Source organism: Saccharicrinis sp. 156 (genome assembly GCF_050589685.1).
In the GTDB taxonomy this organism is placed as follows: domain Bacteria; phylum Bacteroidota; class Bacteroidia; order Bacteroidales; family Marinilabiliaceae; genus Saccharicrinis.
Window position 1 is genome coordinate 1 of record NZ_JBNGOS010000001.1, and the last position, 18,131, is coordinate 18,131.

General features: G+C 36.7%; 11 protein-coding genes. All 11 read right to left on the bottom strand.

What is annotated here, in order from left to right; genetic code table 11:
* Nucleotides 1–551: 551 nt before the first annotated feature.
* Nucleotides 552–1,532, bottom strand: a complete 981-nt coding sequence (locus ACRD64_RS00005; protein WP_430931086.1) for a mechanosensitive ion channel family protein — start codon at nt 1,530–1,532, stop codon at nt 552–554.
* Nucleotides 1,533–1,647: 115 nt separating this feature from the next.
* Nucleotides 1,648–4,641: a hypothetical protein gene (locus tag ACRD64_RS00010; protein WP_430931087.1), complete on the bottom strand. Its 2,994-nt coding sequence runs from the start codon at nt 4,639–4,641 to the stop codon at nt 1,648–1,650.
* Nucleotides 4,642–4,766: 125 nt separating this feature from the next.
* The gene (locus tag ACRD64_RS00015; protein ID WP_430931088.1) at nt 4,767–5,774 is read right to left on the bottom strand and encodes a DUF21 domain-containing protein; all 1,008 of its coding nucleotides are present in this window, start codon (nt 5,772–5,774) and stop codon (nt 4,767–4,769) included.
* 1 nt (nt 5,775) lies between these two features.
* Nucleotides 5,776–6,837, bottom strand: coding sequence for a magnesium/cobalt transporter CorA (corA, locus tag ACRD64_RS00020; protein WP_430931089.1), 1,062 nt, complete (start codon nt 6,835–6,837; stop codon nt 5,776–5,778).
* Between the two features lie 12 nt (nt 6,838–6,849).
* Entirely contained in the window at nt 6,850–7,779 is a 930-nt protein-coding gene (locus tag ACRD64_RS00025; protein ID WP_430931090.1) for a mechanosensitive ion channel family protein, read from the bottom strand.
* A 39-nt stretch (nt 7,780–7,818) separates the two neighbouring features.
* Nucleotides 7,819–8,667 (bottom strand): mechanosensitive ion channel family protein, encoded by an 849-nt coding sequence (locus ACRD64_RS00030; RefSeq protein WP_430931091.1) that lies wholly within the window; start codon nt 8,665–8,667, stop codon nt 7,819–7,821.
* Nucleotides 8,668–8,679: 12 nt separating this feature from the next.
* The gene (locus ACRD64_RS00035; RefSeq protein WP_430931092.1) at nt 8,680–10,239 is read right to left on the bottom strand and encodes a glycerol-3-phosphate dehydrogenase/oxidase; all 1,560 of its coding nucleotides are present in this window, start codon (nt 10,237–10,239) and stop codon (nt 8,680–8,682) included.
* Entirely contained in the window at nt 10,226–11,263 is a 1,038-nt protein-coding gene (locus ACRD64_RS00040) for a hypothetical protein (RefSeq protein ID WP_430931093.1), read from the bottom strand. Before ACRD64_RS00040 ends, ACRD64_RS00035 begins: the two co-directional genes overlap by 14 nt.
* 101 nt (nt 11,264–11,364) lie before the next feature.
* Nucleotides 11,365–12,120 carry a glycerophosphodiester phosphodiesterase family protein gene (locus ACRD64_RS00045; protein ID WP_430931094.1) on the bottom strand — a complete coding sequence of 252 codons (756 nt, stop codon included), beginning with the start codon at nt 12,118–12,120 and terminating at the stop codon, nt 11,365–11,367.
* Between the two features lie 119 nt (nt 12,121–12,239).
* Nucleotides 12,240–16,070: a translocation/assembly module TamB domain-containing protein gene (locus ACRD64_RS00050; RefSeq protein WP_430931095.1), complete on the bottom strand. Its 3,831-nt coding sequence runs from the start codon at nt 16,068–16,070 to the stop codon at nt 12,240–12,242.
* Between the two features lie 10 nt (nt 16,071–16,080).
* The gene (bamA, locus tag ACRD64_RS00055; protein WP_430931096.1) at nt 16,081–17,886 is read right to left on the bottom strand and encodes an outer membrane protein assembly factor BamA; all 1,806 of its coding nucleotides are present in this window, start codon (nt 17,884–17,886) and stop codon (nt 16,081–16,083) included.
* Between the last annotated feature and the right edge of the window lie 245 nt (nt 17,887–18,131).

An 18,131-nucleotide genomic window follows, 5' to 3' on the forward strand; every position in this document is an offset into this window, starting at 1 on the left:
AAAGTCCTGTAGCCCGATAAAGTTCTTTAAATTTTCAAAATATATAAAACAAGAACTTAGGGCGGTGGTTCATGTTTGCAATGTGTTTTCGTGCTGGTTCTCAGACACTTTTTGTGAAATTGCAGACTCTTTCACAATTGAAAAGAGATTGAAAAAACAAACGCATCCAGAAATAATTAATTTAATTTTTAATGGCTAAAGTTAACGGCTATGGAAAGTAATCGGGACAATCGTTATGCCTCGTTTCAGTAAAGCCTTGTTTTATTGCACTTTCAATGTTCACGACGAGGTTCTATCGCATAATCCGGGTTTAAAAACGAGGAACGTACTTATTGAACTTTAAAACACCTTGTTCTCCCTTTCCTGCTTTTACTTTGTTGGGTAAACCTTTTACTATAAGGTTGGAAATGGAAAAATCGTGATTTAAAAAGAGACTAGTTTATCTTCAGTGGAATTGTTAGTAAAAAAACAGACTTAAATAAGTTTGGTGCAATACTAAAAAACTATAAAACATCCAATTGATTCTTTCCCTCGCGCTTATCCGTGTAAATTTATTGATAATATTCTTTATTGATCACCTTTTCTTTTATCAATTCCCGTAAGGTAATTTCAGTCATGTCACTTTTAAAAATAAACTCGTTTTGTATATCAGAAACGTATGCCTTTAAGCGCATCTTAATGATACTACGCCTATCTTTCATTTCATTAAAAAAGAGCACTGCCACAGGTTTGTTCAAATAAATATATTTCGAAACCATGGCTGCTTCCAAGGCAATCCTCCTTACTTTTTGTGTATCTACGTCCAAAGGTAAAAAAAACTCCGCCACTACCTGACAATTGGTTTCACCACTGTTTGAGTTAGAGATGGATTGGTTCATCATTTCTCCATTGGGAATAGTCACTACAGAGTCATCCGCAGTAACAATGCGAGTAGAGCGCAATCCTATTTTTATCACTTCTCCATACGCACTTGCAGCTTCTATTTTATCACCGATCTGAAAAGGCCTGTCAAAAAGTATCATTAGACCTCCAAAAATGTTTTTTAGCAAGTCCTGGGCTGCGAAACCTATTGCCACGCCTATTGAAGTAAAAAAGGCTATCACTGTGGCTAAAGGTGGCCTTATAATACCTTGAATAATAATGTAGATCACAAAGGTCCAACCTAGAATTTTAATGATAGGTATCAATCGTTTAACTACAATTCTGTATTGAGCACTTTTTCTGCCAAACCTGTTCAGTAACAACTCAATTATCTTGATAACTAAAACCCCGATTAAAATGATGATCATTGACCACACTATTTTTCCCGTTGTAATAATTTTATTTACAGGAGGCGCGCCTAATTGATTTATTTTTTCCTGCAAACTTGTATTTTTTACTTTTTCTTCGGCTATGGGTTGTTCTTTTGTCTGTTCTTGAATAATTAAAGTATCAGGCTTGCTGGTGCTTATGGTATCTTGAACAGACAAATTACCAATGGCATATATGCTATTGATAAACAAAAAAATAGTTAGTATAATGAATTTTTTCATGCTTTTATGCTTTTTCTCTATTTGCCACATGGAACTTCTAAATGAATTTTAAGAATACTCTTCTACGAATAAATGAATTGTTTCGGTTAAGCGGGTTATACTATTCGTTTAAAATTTAATGTAACAGGTTTCTCGCTTTCAATGCCTCTATTGTAGGTCGGTACAATAATAAATTAATCACATATCTTTTATTGATCTCCATTAATAGGCCGTCATCAACCATTTGAAATAGTTTCATTCTTCCTTGTTCAGGTGGGTATCTCATCACCTTACAAAAGCCATTCAGATTTAAACCGTCGTGCAATAAAATGGCATACAGGCAAAAAAGTTTCTCCTGACTTAAACCTCTAATAAAAGAAATATTGAAATCGTTCATAGAACTTATATATAAGGTATTGTTTTCGATGCGCTTAATGGATTTCAACCAAAAAATAAAGGCTACGCTCAGGTTACCTTTCGCCAGCGAATTGAGTACCTGAAAGTATTGTTTTTCCAATAGGGGCTGTACCTCTACGGGACTTAATTTTGACATTTTTTTGTTCTGAACATCTGCTTTGCTTTTTAAGTAAACCAGATCGTAGCCGCTTACTGTATGTCTTTTTTTAACAATATCAACCATGTCGTCTTTCGAAAATTCACCCAACTTAATGACGTGCCCAAAGTATTCTTCTATAAAAATGGCTTTGTTTAAATAGTTCCAGGCGTGTAAAGTGCACGTACAAATCCAGAAAATGGACTTGTTGGTTTTAGACATAATTTCAAAAAGAAGTTTTAAGGTTTCAAAACCATCTACTTTTTTGAGGTAAGCAAACTGCAAGCCTTCTAAAACAATAATTCCTTTTGTATTATTAAGTTCATCAATAAATAAATCAATTTCATTTAATGGCGTTAAATCTAATATTTCAGAAAGCGTAAAAATGAATTCTTCCTTTTGATATATATTATTGTATTGCTGAAAATTTATAATGGTTGTAGGTAGGTTTTTATTTTTAAGCACATAGTTTATTATAGATGTGATACCTGCCCCTTTTTCTGCGGTAATGGCCAGTGTGGCAAATCGACCTTTCAGCCAATTCAGGTAAATATATTCGAAATCGCCAATCTCCTTAGCTCTTTTGAAATACAAATAACCACCTTCAATGGCTTCCAGTTTAAAAAGCCGTTGGTATAAAAACGGAAGTTTTTCTGTAGAGCTTTCAATATCGCTTAAAAAAACAGAGATCTCATTGTTAATTTGCGCCTGTACTTCCTCTTGTGAATATATTTTTGTTAACTGCTTCGTAATTATAAATCCTTTTGTTTGAAGAACTGACCATTGCGATAACCCTTTGGTAAGCATTTTATTTAAATGTTCCAGTGCAAGGGTTTTAAAATGTGTTGTTTTGCGGATGGCCTTGGCTTTGAGTAATCTGATGTTTAACTCTCCAACCTTTTCATTTTCTGTCAACTCGATTAATGCATTCAATAATGTTTCTATGATTTGGTCAATTCCTTTTTTAATTAAATGTTGTAAATTCTCCAATTGACCAGTGATTACCTCCAGTTTCTTAGTCACCTTTACACTTCCCTCGTCAAATAACGTTGCAACATTATCTTTACTTTGGGATGACTCCGGATTATCCAGAATTGATGTGATGGTTTCGAAATTATATTCCGATATTTGTATCAGGTTCAAAATTTCGGTTTCATAACCTGCAATTTGCAGTAAAACTTTTTGCTTTAAAGTGTCCAATTCAGCAGAAAATAAAGGGAGAATTTCAAATTGAATTAACTCTCTGAGATATACAGCGGATAGATCAGAAAGCTCCATTTGGTTCCATTCCACCTTTTTGCTGGTAATCATTCGTTTGTCATTGGTATTGTCAATCTCGGTAATGATAACCTGCTGTAATTCATTTAAGGCATAAAGAATGGTTTGTGATTGATTCACTTTTGACAAGTAAAATTCATCGGCCGATAGTGCTTCCGTTATTTTTTTGCTTTGCAGCAGTAGCGATTCCTTATTCTTTTTGTTGAAGCCTAAATTACTCTTTGTATGGTTGTAGATGGCAATAATCTTTTCTTTAGCCTGTTGTAGTTGCGCAATTGTGGTACCAATTCTTCCCGAACTTGATTTAATTGCGTTAGATTGATAAGCCATTAAGGCTTTGTTTTTTACGATATACAAATCGGCATTAAAACACCAATCCTCCGATATACTAAATAAAGAAATTTCCCATGCCAGTATCTGTTTTTGTTGCTTTGAGGATATTTTTTTTAAGGCCTTGGTGGTATACCATTTGCTGTTTTTAAGACTTTTTGCTTCGAGTGTTCCCAATTGATTATATTGGGTGGTAATATGATTTGTTTTGGCAGTAATAACTTTAATGATGGATTGTTTGGTGTTATCAAGAAAACCCTTTAAGGTAGATTGGGTATCAGAACATTTTTGTAAAATTTCAACGAGTAACCTTTTAATGTCTTCAAGGTTAACGGGTTGATTAAATTGAATACAGTTGTTGATACGTGTAAATGACTGACTATAATATTCCAATAATTCAATTTCGATACTAACTACTTGTTGGTAGTGCAGCCACAATTGAGGAAAGGTGCTTATATACAACTCATTGGTTAGGTAATGACGTATCGGTATCCATTTTTTAATTTGGATATTTGTTTTGTCTTTTTTGAACAATGATTTTGTCCAATATCTGAATTGTTTTAATTTCTTAACACTCTTGATTATTGGGCTATTATCTGTTTGAGGTATTCTGTTTTCTTCCGGTTCATTGTCGCGGATCTTTTTATCCAATTTTGAAATTAATTGATCTCGTTCTGAATAAAATTGTTTTATCTCGTTTTTACTATTTAATTCAGACCCTAAAGGATATGATTTTTTGTTGTATGCCAGAACACTATTAAGATATTGATTGTGCAACTTTAAAAAATGCTGCATATCCATATTGGCGGCATCTATTTTTTCAACCTGATGATGATAATCGGCATGGATAAGGCTTATTTGTTCCAACAGGCTCGTAACATCGCTAATTCTATTTTCAATAAAAGACATAAATCTGTCATTGTACAGATTTTCAAAATCGACTATTGCTGATGTAAATAAATGTTGCATAAATCAAGATAATTATATGTGCCTATTTAATAAACTATTATAGCTGGTAATCATACATTAGATTAAAGCCTAAGGTAATATACCATAAAAATTAGAAAGTTTTAAATATTCATATAAATTCAATTTCAAATCCCTTTAAGCAAACGCCCCAGGACATCGGCACCTGTTATGATTATTTTTTGATCATTGGTCCAGAATAACACCATGTCTTTTTCAATTGGGTTATCCATGTTTTTATCCATCTCTCCGCGCATTTTTTTTATGATAACTCCTAAGTTGGTATCTTTTTGTCGGATAATGATTGGAATATGGCAGTATTCTTTGATGTCGGTAGGTTTTTTACTGAACACGGCCGAACGTAAAAAACCATCTGCATCCAGCACCCCTATGGGCATTTCTTGTTTATTGGTTAAAATGATCCACTTTTCTCCCGAGTCATTTATTTTCTGTATGAAATGGTCCTCGGTGTTTTGAACGAAAGTAGGAAATATTAGCTGATCATTTTCCGAATCCAGCTGGACAATGCTTTTGGGGTTTACCCGTTCCCCTTCTTCAGCAACAAGCATGTCATCCAACGAAAGGAAATTAATGGCACCTATACCTTCAATAAGGTCAATTTCGTTTTCTCCCCCATACACATGTTTCTTCAGGAAAACCTTGACATTCTTCTCTTTAAAAAACTCGATAGACTCTTTACCTAACCAGGCATCCAGCAACAAAGCGCTAGGTTTGGCAACCGGGTACAGCAAGAACTGGTACAATTTAAGTACCGGGGCTAATAATGAGGCCATTTTTAAGGAATGGCGCGAAAAATAAGCTTGAGGTATAATTTCACCAAACATGGTAATGATGACAGTGGAAAACAGAAATGATGCAACACCGGCCATTACAGAATCAGATAACAAAGTCAACAACACATTGATTCCCACATTCCCCCACAAGATGGTGGTGAGCAAAAAGTTAGAATCTTTTCTCATCTTCAGAACTTTCTGTGCTCCAATGGATGTTAAACTATCTGCCTCAATTTCAAGTCGGAGCCGTGTAAAACTGAAGAAAGCCAGGTTTAGCCCAGAAAACATGGCGGACTGTGTGATACAGAATAGTATTCCAATCCAAATTATCATATCATCCATATTAAAACCATTTATGCCTTTTGAAGAAATACAACATCACCCCGGCTACAGAAAACATAACTCCCCACATTACAAAATAGGCATTTTTAAATTGCAGCTCCGGAACGTATTCAAAGTTGGTACCGTAAATGCCTGCAATAAATGTTAGCGGAATAAAAATGGAAGCGAAAATAGTCAATACTTTCATCACCTCATTGGCCTTATTACTTACATTGGTGTTATATAAGTTTAGCAGGTCGTTTGTCATGCCAAAATAATTTTCCACTGCATCTATAGATTGTTCCACCAGGTCATATAACTCTTGATAATACGGGATGCTTTCAGGGTGGATCATTTCGGTCTTAGAACGTAATAAGCGTATAAGGACCTCTTTCAACGGCCGTATCGTTTTACGGAAATAAGAAATTTCCGTTTTATAATGAAACAACAGGTTACTGAGTTCTTTCTGCGGATTAGAAAGCTTGTCTTCAACACTCTCGATCTGATTCCCCAGCTGTTCCAGGTTAATCAAGTAATTATCAACCAATGTATCCATCAGGGCATATAATAAATAGTCAGCCTGTGACTTTCTTATTTTACCCACATTATTTCTGATTCGGGAACGGACAGGATTAAAATGGTCACCGGTCTTTTCCTGAAAACTTATCACCACCTTGTCCAGAAGAATAAAGGAAATCTGTTCCACGGATATTTTGCTTTCTTCTTTGTGATAATATACCGCTTTGGAAATAACAATAATAGCCTCCTCATCTTCAAAATATTTAGACCTTTGACCTGTATTTAAAACACTTTCCAATCCCAGAAAGGATATATTAAAGTGGTTGCCTACCTGCTTTATAATTTCCGCCTCATGAATGCCATCAATATTCAACCAGTTAATTTGTTTTTTGTCAATGGCCTTAAGTGCCTCCCCGATATCGGAGAATTCATGTTCAGATGATTGGTCTGTATTAAATTTGATCAAATGTATCTTGGTGGCCTCCATTTTTTGATAACCCATAAATATTAGGCTACCGGGTGCGGCTCCTTTAGCTTTAGCCCTACTTTTAAGAAATCGTGCCATGTTCTTATTAATTTACAAATTATTTTTTTGGTCTTTGTCCAGATGAAGCTGAAGCGGAGCAATTTCCTCGCCCCAATAAACTGTGGTATGTGGGAACGGAATTTCAATATTGTTTTCATCGAAAGCAATTTTTAGCCTTTTTCTGTATTCCCTGCCTATCGCCCATTGCATAATCGGTTTTGTTTTAAACCTTGCCTTGATAACCAAAGCACTGTCGGCAAAATCATCCAGGCCCATAATTTCAATAGGCTCAATAATCTTTTCCTTAAATTCCGGGTCGTCCTGTAATTCTTTTCCGGTTTGCTTCATGATTTCCATCACCTGGTTGACATCTTCCTTGTAAGCTACCCCAATATTAAATACCATGGCCGACCATTCTTTGGTCATGTTTGATAAGGTGTTAATTTTTCCGTTCTGGAATACATGAACCACTCCGGAGAAATCGCGCAAGGTGATAGTCCGCAACTCAATTTTTTCAACCAGACCACCCGTACCGTTAATGATGCCTACATCACCTGTTCTAATCTGGTTTTCAAGCAGTATAAAGAACCCTGATATTACGTCACGGACCAGTTCCTGCGCGCCGAAACCAACCGCCAAGCCAATAATACCGGCACTAGCTAATATTGGCGCTATATTGACACCAATTTTTTGGAGGATAATCATAATAACTATCGTGATTAACACAACCTTTGTGACCCCGTATATAATTCCGACGAGGGTATTGATTCTCTTTTCAGCTTCGTTTGAATCAATATGCTTGTTTTTTTCTGCACGATGAATTAATGTCCTCTTTAAACGTTTGAAGGTAAACTTAATGATTTTGATGGCCACAAAAAGAGCAATCAATAAGACAATGATGACAGGGAGTTCCATGATCAACCATTTTTGAATTTTCGAAGCCTGTTCGGCGAGCAATTGATTATCAATTAAATCAAACATTGGATTTATTATTTTAAAGTTATTTTTTTTCTTGTTATGTTACCTGGCAACAAAAGCGTTATCCTTATAGTTTTTTATTTCAACAATATCTGCTGGCAAATAGATACCGTTTTTATTTAAATCTTCCATCATTTTTATAATAACTTTGGATTTTATGTTTAGATGAAATGCCCTTGATTTTGACTCGAAGGTATCTATCCAGTACTGAACCCTGACATTAATGGTACTGGCGGCTAACTCATCCACTACTACCACCGGTTTTTTTTCTCCTTGCAACACTTCTGTAATATCACCAAGGGTATCTTTAATTATTTTTATAATCCCTGTTAAGTCCGTGGAATAATCAATGCCCAATACCACCTCATAACGCATGAAGCCATCAATGGTATAATTAAAAAGGGGAGCCTTGATGATTTGCGAATTAGGGATGTAGACATCCTTGCCATCAAGGGTTTTCACAATGCTCTCGCGCATGTTTAGTTCATTTACATACCCTACCGTACCAACCGTTTCAATTAAATCGCCTATTTTGAACGGACTTTTAAACGCCATCAAAATTCCGGCGAGAAAATTCTCGCCAATATCCTTAAAAGCAAATCCTATAACAAAGGTGGTGATGCCTGCTCCAGCCATTATATGCGCTGCGATACCGCCCAGTCCGACAGTATTCAGGAATAGGACAAAACCTATAATGGTTATAATTAAAGCAACGATTTTACCTAAGAAATCTGCCAACAAGGGGTTTTTGGTTTTTGGCTTAACACGTTTGGTAACTAACTTCTTAATCATCCAGGATATAAACATGAAAATCAGTAATATCAATATTCCGATGCCAATTTTAGGAATCACCTCAATGAATTTTCCGATCATATAATTAAAATCAGTCATACGTGTTAATTTTTAAATAGGTAAATAATTATGGGCTATTTTATTAAATTCAATCAATTGCGTTTGCTCCCATGTTTTATCGTATGCCAGTTCTTGCGCCAGCAATTGAGCTACTCTTGGGGCAATGATCATGGCTGCTTCGGTATCCAGGAACAAGAGCCGTATTCGTCGGGCAATAAAATCCTCAATGCACCTTACCATCTCATGCCTAACCGACCACACCACTTCCCCTTCCAAATAAGGGTAATCAAGGTGCAGTTGATTCCTGTAACTTGTTTTTTCTTCTAACAAAACCTGAAGCCTCGGGGCGTCCGAGCCATAGTAATGCAAAGACCCGAATATTTCTGCATGCTGATGGTATCCATGCATTTGCAAATGTTCCGTTACCGAGGGCTTCGGATTTAAGTCTCCGATTAAAATGGCTTGATCAACAACATCCTGTGCCATCTTTCTGTAAGTAGTCCATTTTCCGCCAGCAATGGACAATAAGCCGCTGCGTGAAATATTGATGGTATGCTCCCTTGAAATGGAAGCCGTATTGGTTTCTCCGCTATCCTTCACCAAAGGCCGAAGACCAACAAAAACACACTTGATATCACTCTGCATAAGGTCTTTGGTAAGATATCGAGCGGCATGTGTGATTAAAAAATCAATTTCCTCAGCCTTGGCAACAGGCTCCAAAGGGAATTCATCCACTGGTGTATCGGTAGTTCCAACAATTATTTTATCGTACCAGGGCACGGCAAACAAAACCCTGCCATCATCGGTATGGGGGACCATAATTGCACTGTCGCCCGGCAAAAAACTTCTGTCCAATACAATGTGTACCCCCTGACTACTTGTCATTATGGGAATAGCATTTTCATCATCTAATGTTCTTATTGAGTCGGTAAACACACCTGTTGCGTTAATAACCACTTTTGAACGAACAGCGTACTTTTCAAATGTTTCCTGATCCTCAAGAACAACACCGCCAACTATATTCTCCGATTTTCTCAGGGAAACCACCTTCATGTAATTCATGACCGTGGCACCTTGCTCCTGTGCCGTTTGCGCTAAATTTATAAGAAAACGGGCATCATCAAACTGTCCATCATGATATTTGACACCTCCCCTCAGATCTATAGCTTCCACGGTAGGAATATGCGCAATGGTTTCTTCTCTCGAAAGAAATTCCGAAGCACCCAAACCTTCTTTCCCGGCCAACATATCGTACAACTTTAACCCTATCCCGTAGAATGGACCTTCCCACCAGTCGTAAATGGGTACCACAAATTCTAAATCGCTTACCAGATGTGGGGCATTACGCCGCATGATTCCTCGTTCTTTTAATGCTTCTAAAACCAATGAGAGATTACCTTGCTGCAAATAACGCACCCCCCCATGAGCAAGCTTTGTGCTTCTGCTGGATGTTCCTTTTCCAAAATCCGACTGTTCAACCAGTAAAACCTTATAACCCCGGGAGGCGGCATCAACGGCCGTACCTACCCCTGTCGCACCTCCGCCAATGACCACAATATCCCAAACTATTGAACCGTCCTTTATTTTGGATAATTGGTTATCTCTTGCCATTGATTCTTGTTTTTATAATGGTCATCACATTTTTATATTTTACCCGGGTATTATAAACCATCGATTGAACACTATATAATGTTTTATTCCATATGTTTCGTTTTTCTTCACCAATAAAATCAGCTATTATTTTAGACACCTCCACCGTCCTTAGGTAACCAAAAGACTTATGCGGATTTTTTTTCCCATTGATTTCATAATCATTGCTGACGATAAAATCAACCGGAAGAACTCCCCATTTATTGGTCGTAAAATTATCGTATAACTTATTGTCCAAGGCTACCTTATCAAACACATCTGCTATATTAAACCAACTTTTGGTGATGCTTGATGGGGATGTTATTGCAGCCGTGTAGTTCAATGTTTTTTTTTGTTCGGCTGCTATTTTACCGACAACAACAGGTAAACCAAGGGGGGAACCCATAGTGATTAATGTGTTTATTTTCATTTCGGGAATGACAAAGCTTAATACATCGAAGGCAACAATAGATCCCATAGAATGGGCTATGATTAATATCTCGTGGTCGGGATATTTTTTTATACAGTCAACTAATCTTTTCCTAATCAAATTGCGGGCTTTACATGTAATGTCATTTGAATCCTTACACTCCACAGTATAATAAGCATCCAAATCTTTAAAAAACGATTTAAGTATTACGTCATATATAAAGCTATAATTTAAGGTATTATCATCATTTAAAAAAACTTTATTCAACTGTTCTGTGACAAAATCGAGAAATGATTCCCGAAATGAATTGTCTTCTTTATTATAATTGTTATTTCCTACTAATGATTTTTGATAAGGTTCATTTAAGAAACATGGGCTTTCATCATCTTTTTCCCATTTGTTTAGTGGTTTTTCATACAAAATATCAGCCCAGTAAACCAATTCGAAAACGGGAAGGCTTTTGGAAATATGATTCCTTTTTAATCCTTCGTTAATGGCATCCTTCCACCATTTCTGAAGCAAATATTTAGGTGGTTTATTACCCAGACCATGAATGCCGATGATTACTTTCTTCATTTGATTACTAATATAGAAATACTTATTATTTGTACCATTAGCAACTTATCTGCTAGAGTCCACGCTTTTGGTTAAGGTATAATTGTTGTTTACGATAATTATTAAAGCTGATCAATGAGCCAGCCCGCCTTATCGGAAGTTATAGCATCCACTTGCATAGCAAGCAGGTTCCTGGCAGATTTTATATCATTCGTGGTCCAAGTATAAACCAATAATTTACATCTTTTAACCTGTTCCACAAAAAGCGCATTTATTTTTTTACCAGCCCAAACATCCACTCCGTCCAGCTTATGTTGTTGGAGTTTGCGAATAATTTTTTGTGTATTCACGTATAACATCCAGGCCGGCAGATAATAGTCTAAATCCAATAACCATAGCACTTTATTCTGAGGCAATAGCTTTTTAACTTTTGCCAATATCTTAATGTTAAACGATATGATTTCGATTTGGTGAGCAGCCAATCCAGAACTTTTAATGACATCCACCAATGGTCCAATAATTTCAGAATCACTTTTAATTTCGATTATTAATTTACCGTTTACAGGAACAGTTTTCAATACTTCTGATAGCTTGGGGATTTGCTCTCCTCGCCATTTTTTTCCTTTGTAAACTCCTATATCCACTTTTCTCAATTCATCAAGTGTCGACTTGGCTATTACATTATTGATGTCACCTGTCCGTTTTGTGGTTTTGTCGTGCATTAGTATTACTTGATTATCCAGCGTTAATCGAACATCCACTTCAACAGCTTTTACTCCTTTGTTCCAGGCAAGTTGGACAGAAGCTAAAGTATTTTCCGGAGCTATAAATGATTCCCCCCTATGGGCAATTATCATTTTATCCTTTTCAGTATCCATCGGTATCGAATGATTATATTAGGTGTAAAAATGGTTGTTTATGCATACTACCTTCGATATATTCTTGGTTAAATATTTCTTTCAGTTTCCGCTATAGTGTAAATTGATGAACCAGCCCCCTATTTCCATTTTCGTTTAAAGATCAAATCAAAGCCGGAATTGCTGTTTTGGTTGGTGGCCTTTAAAACTATGTTTCTAAGGAATTCATATTCCAACATCATTTTTTCGGTATTTACTGTTTTTGTTTTTTTGTCCAAAAGGAAAGCTTGTTCATAACTTAAATAAAGCTTGTTGGTGATATATTTACCCAAGGTCACATTGCTTGTTTTCCAATTGTTCTCGCCGGTTATTTCAATCACGTCTAATCCGGTTGATTGCTTCAACGATTCCTTAACGACAAATGATAGTTGGTCCAGGACAAGGCCCATAGCCAATTCTTCACCGCTGAAAACCTTACTTTTTTGGTTGCTGCTTAACTGATCTGAGCTCTTTTTAAAAACAATATAAGCGATGGCATCCTTTTCAGCTATCTCGTCATCATCCAATACGAATTCCATGTCTGGTTGCAACATTCTTCCGGTAATATGAATTTTCAGTGTGCGCAGTTCCATTTCTATATCCCTGAATTTATAAAGGATGGTGAAGTCCACATATGGATTTAGCTCTTTCCCTCCGGTAAAAGTCAATTCACCTTCCTTGATATTGAAGTTTCTTCCGTACATTTTGTAGGATCCTTTCCTTACTATCATATTCCCCACAATATCTATATCTTCTGTGGTTTTTAGGAACCGCAGCGAACCGTTCATTTCAAAATTCATATTTTTTCCGCGAACCCAGGTGTTGGAAGGTATCTTTAAATCTATCGTACCCCGCAAGTTTTTGAATATGGTGGAGGATGAAATCATAAAATCAGATTTAATGGAGTCGGGCATTCCGGTATCGTTTTGTTCTTCACCCATCGCCTCCAGCAGTAACGGTGGGTTGGGATCGTCGGTTTTTTGATTAGCATATTGCGTTAAATAATCGGCGTTTATTCGCGAACGGTTAAGTGTTACCTGACCATTCAGGATAGGGTGTTGACTGGAACCCACGATCACCATATCGGCATCCATGTTCATATCCATCCTATTGGATCTTAAGGCCTGAAAGCTAGTAGTTTTTAATTTTATAAAAATATTGCTAGAATCGGTAGACAACCCATTTTCCAGGTTAAGGTACCCGTTCAAATCAAGCTTGCCTTTTTTATTGGTCTTGGCACTCAATCCGTTTAGTGTAACCAAACTCTTATAAACACTGGCGTTTAGGTGAATATCCTTATAGTAGGCACCCAACTCACTATCTTCAAATAGTCCTTTCGTTAATTTAAATTCCCCATTAATCATGGGATTAGCGATAGTATTAGAAACCTTGATGTTGGCAAATGCAAAACCTTTAATAATGACATTTTCTAAAGGATTAATACGGTACATGGCATTCACGTCAAGGCTGTCTACATGCAGGGATGCCGAAAACAAAGGGGTATCACGTAATAAATAGATACTATCGCTGAGTGACAAGTGCAGTGGAATGCTAAAAGATGTTCGGATAGGTTGACCGTCTTTTTTGTTAAATATACCGGTATGCGTCAGCAGCTGGTTTTCATAATGCTGGTTGGTGGTGATTTTATCAATACTATATTCGTTAATATTAAGTTGCTCGATAGAGGTTTGATTGTGGATGATAGGATAATGAGCGGTTCCGGTAAGATGGGAATAGGAAGATAAGCTTCCTGATAACCGGAAGGGTACATGGCTTTGCAGCGGCACATGGCTTAAATCAAAGTCTTGAATATCGATTTTCAGGTTTTGTGCTCCATCAAAAGAGAAAACGCCGTGTACGCCAATATTTTGAATTCCTGAATTTAAATTGAATTGATGTACATAAATGTTTTTGGGATTAAGATTGATATAGGTAGAATCCTGGTTGTTGGCCCATTGTACCCCGTTATAATTAATGTCTAATTGATCCACCTGAAGTGTGGGGCTTTGAAAATTCACCAAACCTCCACGAAATGATGCGTTTAACGAATCGTTTACTTCCAGTGTAAGTTGGGTATTTATTATATCCTTGGTAAAATCACCGGTTAAATCCAATGCTTGAAGGTGATAGGAAGTATGGCTTAAATCTGTTGATTTAAGGGTTACTTCACCCTGATATATTTTATCCGAAACATTTAACAGGATATGCGCATTACTGTTGCCTATCCGCAAAGAATCGTATTTAGCCCGATCCAGTGCCAGGTTAATATCAACGTTAAAATCTTCTGCTTTTCCGTTTATCTGACCATTCAGTGTTCCCTGCAATTCAATACCTGGAAGATTAAACTCGGACAACAATGGGCTTATGTTTCTGGCCTCAAAACCAAAACTGATATGATTGCTTTTTTTCAAGTTACCTTTACCTTGGGCCGTTAAGCCAAAATAAGGCGTATCAAAATTTAAGCCAGTGAAACGATAATCACCTTGTTTATAATTGGCCTGAATTTTGAAATCATCGATGGGATAATCCAACAGCATGGAGTTATTGGAATTAACTACCACATCAGCCATTAAATTATCTAATGATGTACCTGTACCAACAACTGAAATGGTACCGTTTAAAAGGGTGTAGATGGAATCAATGCCCGGCAAATGCTGTACGTTTAAGTTGCGGTACCTGGCTTTAACATTATATTTAGGCTGGCTAAAAATTGTAGTGAGACGATAATTGAGCTGAATATCCCCAAAGGAAGCCAACGTGCTTAATTCACCCTTTAAATCCCCTCTGTTTTTCGTACTATTTACTTTTAGATTACGGAAACTGTAATTATCATACATGATCTCTTTAAAACTGCCTTCCAAAGTTATTACACTCTCATGCATATCAAATCCTTTACCCTGCACCTGCATTTTACCGGTAACATGGGATTTTAAGGTGGGATCGTTCGTCCAATAAGCACCGTTAATCCCTTCTAGCAAAAGATTGCCTGAATATGTTGGTTCGCCGTGCCAATCGGATAAAACACTTTTAAGCCGAATTGTTTGCATCGCCTGTTTAATGCTGGCCTCCAGTGTATACTTATCCGAATTACCCTCTAACAAAAAATAAAGGGTTGGGCTACCGTATAATTTTAACCCCGGCAACAAGGCATTAAAATCCGAGAAATCCAACGGGGCAATATTGATATGGGCAGTAATTTTATTCTTCTCATTAAATTCAATATCTCCATCGGTTTTAGCCAATGTGCTGTTTAACTGCACCACTATATCAGTCCAATTCAGTTTATCCAATGTTCTATAGAATTTTCCGGACAACTTAACCACCTTAAAATCCGGATTTTGTGTAGCCAAGTCGAATGCTTTAAGATCTACTTCAAACTGATCACCGGAAAGTTGCAAGGAGGTCTGCAGATTAGATTCAATATAATCCGGAACAGATTGGTTTTTCTCCAGCATATTAATGTTGGAAGTAAGTTGGGACAAGGTGAATTCTTTAATATTCAGATCAAATGTCGAGCCATTGGTCTCCGAACCTTTTTTATCACTTGCTACAAAAACATTAGCCAAATTGAAAGTTGAATCTTGTTCCTGGACCACATTAAGATGCAGCCTGATTATTTTTAAGTGGTTAACCTCAACTTTATTTTGCAGCAAACTCCAAATCCGGTAGTCAATATGCATCGTCTGACAGCTTAATAAGGTATCGCCACCTTGACTAAGATGGATGTTCTCAAGGCTAAAATCAGAAAATATATTTCCCTGTAAAGATTCAATGATTAATTCACCATCCATATTTTTGCTGGCCTGGCTGGATACTATATTGACAATAGTGGTATTTAAATACCCAAACCTAACTAGCATTAACAGCAACAGTAAAAGGCCGATTATACCTCCCAACACATATGACGCTATTTTTATTATTCTGATGATCATTATTTGATACTTAAAAGGTTTGTCCGATTGAAATAAAAAATTGGAAATCAAAAGCGTCTTTAATAACCGGAGATGCCATGTCCAAACGGATGGGGCCTATAGGTGATTTAATCCTAAAACCCAAACCGGCATTATAGTGTAACGAGGCCATGGAATACTGGTAAGAATCTGACCAAACATTTCCAACATCCATAAAAACAACGCCTCCAAAAATATCGTAAATAGGAAACCTCAGCTCAGCGCTTGCTTCCATAAGTGTATTTCCCCCAATGGCAAAACCTTCCTGGTCCACCGGTGAAATACCATGTCTGGTCCAGCCTCTTAACGAGGAGGCCCCTCCGGCATAAAACCTTTCTTCAATAGGTGTTTCGTCCGAGTTTTGGATGTTTTGAATCACACCTGTTTTAAAACGTAAAGCAAGGATTAAATTTTCGGTTAATGCCGAATAATTACGTAGCGACAATTGAAACTGGTAATATTGAATATCATGGCCAAATCCTAGACCTGCATAAGATAATGTACCATCCATTTTATATCCCTGTCTAGGATAAAACCTGTTGTTGGTAGAATTGTACACACTACCAACAGTGAGGATAGATTTGTCATGTTTCAGTTCGCTTTCATCCAATTGCAAATCATTAAGTTCAGTCAGGTTGTCGCGCTCAATGGCATAAGTTAAGTTCACTTTTATTTTTTTATTCAAAGGATACAGGAAATTTATTCCACCGCCCACGCGGTCTATCTGATAGCTTTGTTCCCTTTCTCTTATGAAAAAAGGATTAAAAGAAAAATCCAGGTTATTCAGGAACAAGTCTGGTTGAATAAAATTGAGGTCAATGCTTAAGGGAACAAAATAGGAAGTTTTGCCTTTCAATATCAGCCTTCTAGCGCCGCCCAAAAAACTTAATCGTTTCATCTCTCCCGATAATCTTAACCTGTCTTCGGTGCCGTACCCCACCCCCCCCTCAAAAGCGTAACGCGGAAGTTCTTTTACAATGACTTCAATAGGTATGTTATTCTCGACAACACTGTCTTTCATCGCATTGATAATCACATACTGAAAAAGATCTGTATCAAATATATTTTCCTGTGTCTTGTTTATTTTTTCCTGGCTGTACAAATCAGACTTTGATAATAAGATGCGTTTTCTGATAAATGTCTCTGGTATCAGGGTATCGCCTGTAATGTTTATATCACCAAAAAAACTCCGATTACCGGGATCAACCTTAAAGTACACATTTACAGCCTTTTTCTGTTTATCAAATAGGATTTGATAGGTAGTTTGCAGTAAAGGGTAACCTTCATTTGAAAAATTCTGCCGGAGTATGTTCTCTGTTTTAAAAACATCAACATCCTTAAATCGTTGTTTTTGCTTTAATGGGATTTTGGTTTGTGAGTAAGCAATTATCGCCTGTGCCAGGCTATCCGTTGAACCCTTAAAATGTATGGAATCAACAGTTACATATTCATTTTCAAGAATGGACACAAGGATATTAATATGCTTTTTATGCTTTATGGTATCGAGCGAATAGCTGATTTCAGGATGTATAAAGCCATTGCGGATGTAGTAACTTTTTAACCGGTCAATATCGTTTTTTAGAACAGTCAAAGCAAACTCCGGTTTTTTCTTCCAAAATAACAACCTATTCAATTTTTGGCGCGGAACGGTATTAAACTGTTCCAGAAGCACTTCTTCTGATAAGATACTATTCCCGGTAAAATCCAGGCCTCTAATACGATACAGCTTCTGCGAGTAGGCGGAAAGAGCTGGGATCAGCAAGGTGATAAAAAATATAAATTTCAGTGCATTACGCATTATTACTACCGTTTCTATTCATCTGTGTTAACATCATTCATCTATCTCCCCTGGAAAATGAACAGTAGTAATATAATAAATTTTAGAACATAGTTTTATAAAAGTTGATCGAAAGTATTTTACCGGGGGATACCGCCAATAATGACTGGGTATATTTGTTAGCGTAGTTTTACAGATAGCAAATTGATTATGCCATGATCAGGTAGTCAAACATTTAATACTATGATATTTATCCCTTAGGTATT

Excerpts from the sequence above, each read along its gene's own strand:
- corA (WP_430931089.1), bottom strand. The coding sequence starts at position 6,837 with ATGGCACGATTTCTTAAAAGTAGGGCTAAAGCTAAAGGAGCCGCACCC.
- ACRD64_RS00045 (WP_430931094.1), bottom strand. The coding sequence starts at position 12,120 with ATGGATACTGAAAAGGATAAAATGATAATTGCCCATAGGGGGGAATCA.
- ACRD64_RS00040 (WP_430931093.1), bottom strand. The coding sequence starts at position 11,263 with ATGAAGAAAGTAATCATCGGCATTCATGGTCTGGGTAATAAACCACCT.
- ACRD64_RS00025 (WP_430931090.1), bottom strand. The coding sequence starts at position 7,779 with ATGTTTGATTTAATTGATAATCAATTGCTCGCCGAACAGGCTTCGAAA.
- bamA (WP_430931096.1), bottom strand. The coding sequence starts at position 17,886 with ATGCGTAATGCACTGAAATTTATATTTTTTATCACCTTGCTGATCCCA.
- ACRD64_RS00005 (WP_430931086.1), bottom strand. The coding sequence starts at position 1,532 with ATGAAAAAATTCATTATACTAACTATTTTTTTGTTTATCAATAGCATA.
- ACRD64_RS00050 (WP_430931095.1), bottom strand. The coding sequence starts at position 16,070 with ATGATCATCAGAATAATAAAAATAGCGTCATATGTGTTGGGAGGTATA.
- ACRD64_RS00010 (WP_430931087.1), bottom strand. The coding sequence starts at position 4,641 with ATGCAACATTTATTTACATCAGCAATAGTCGATTTTGAAAATCTGTAC.
- ACRD64_RS00015 (WP_430931088.1), bottom strand. The coding sequence starts at position 5,774 with ATGGATGATATGATAATTTGGATTGGAATACTATTCTGTATCACACAG.
- ACRD64_RS00030 (WP_430931091.1), bottom strand. The coding sequence starts at position 8,667 with ATGACTGATTTTAATTATATGATCGGAAAATTCATTGAGGTGATTCCT.
- ACRD64_RS00035 (WP_430931092.1), bottom strand. The coding sequence starts at position 10,239 with ATGGCAAGAGATAACCAATTATCCAAAATAAAGGACGGTTCAATAGTT.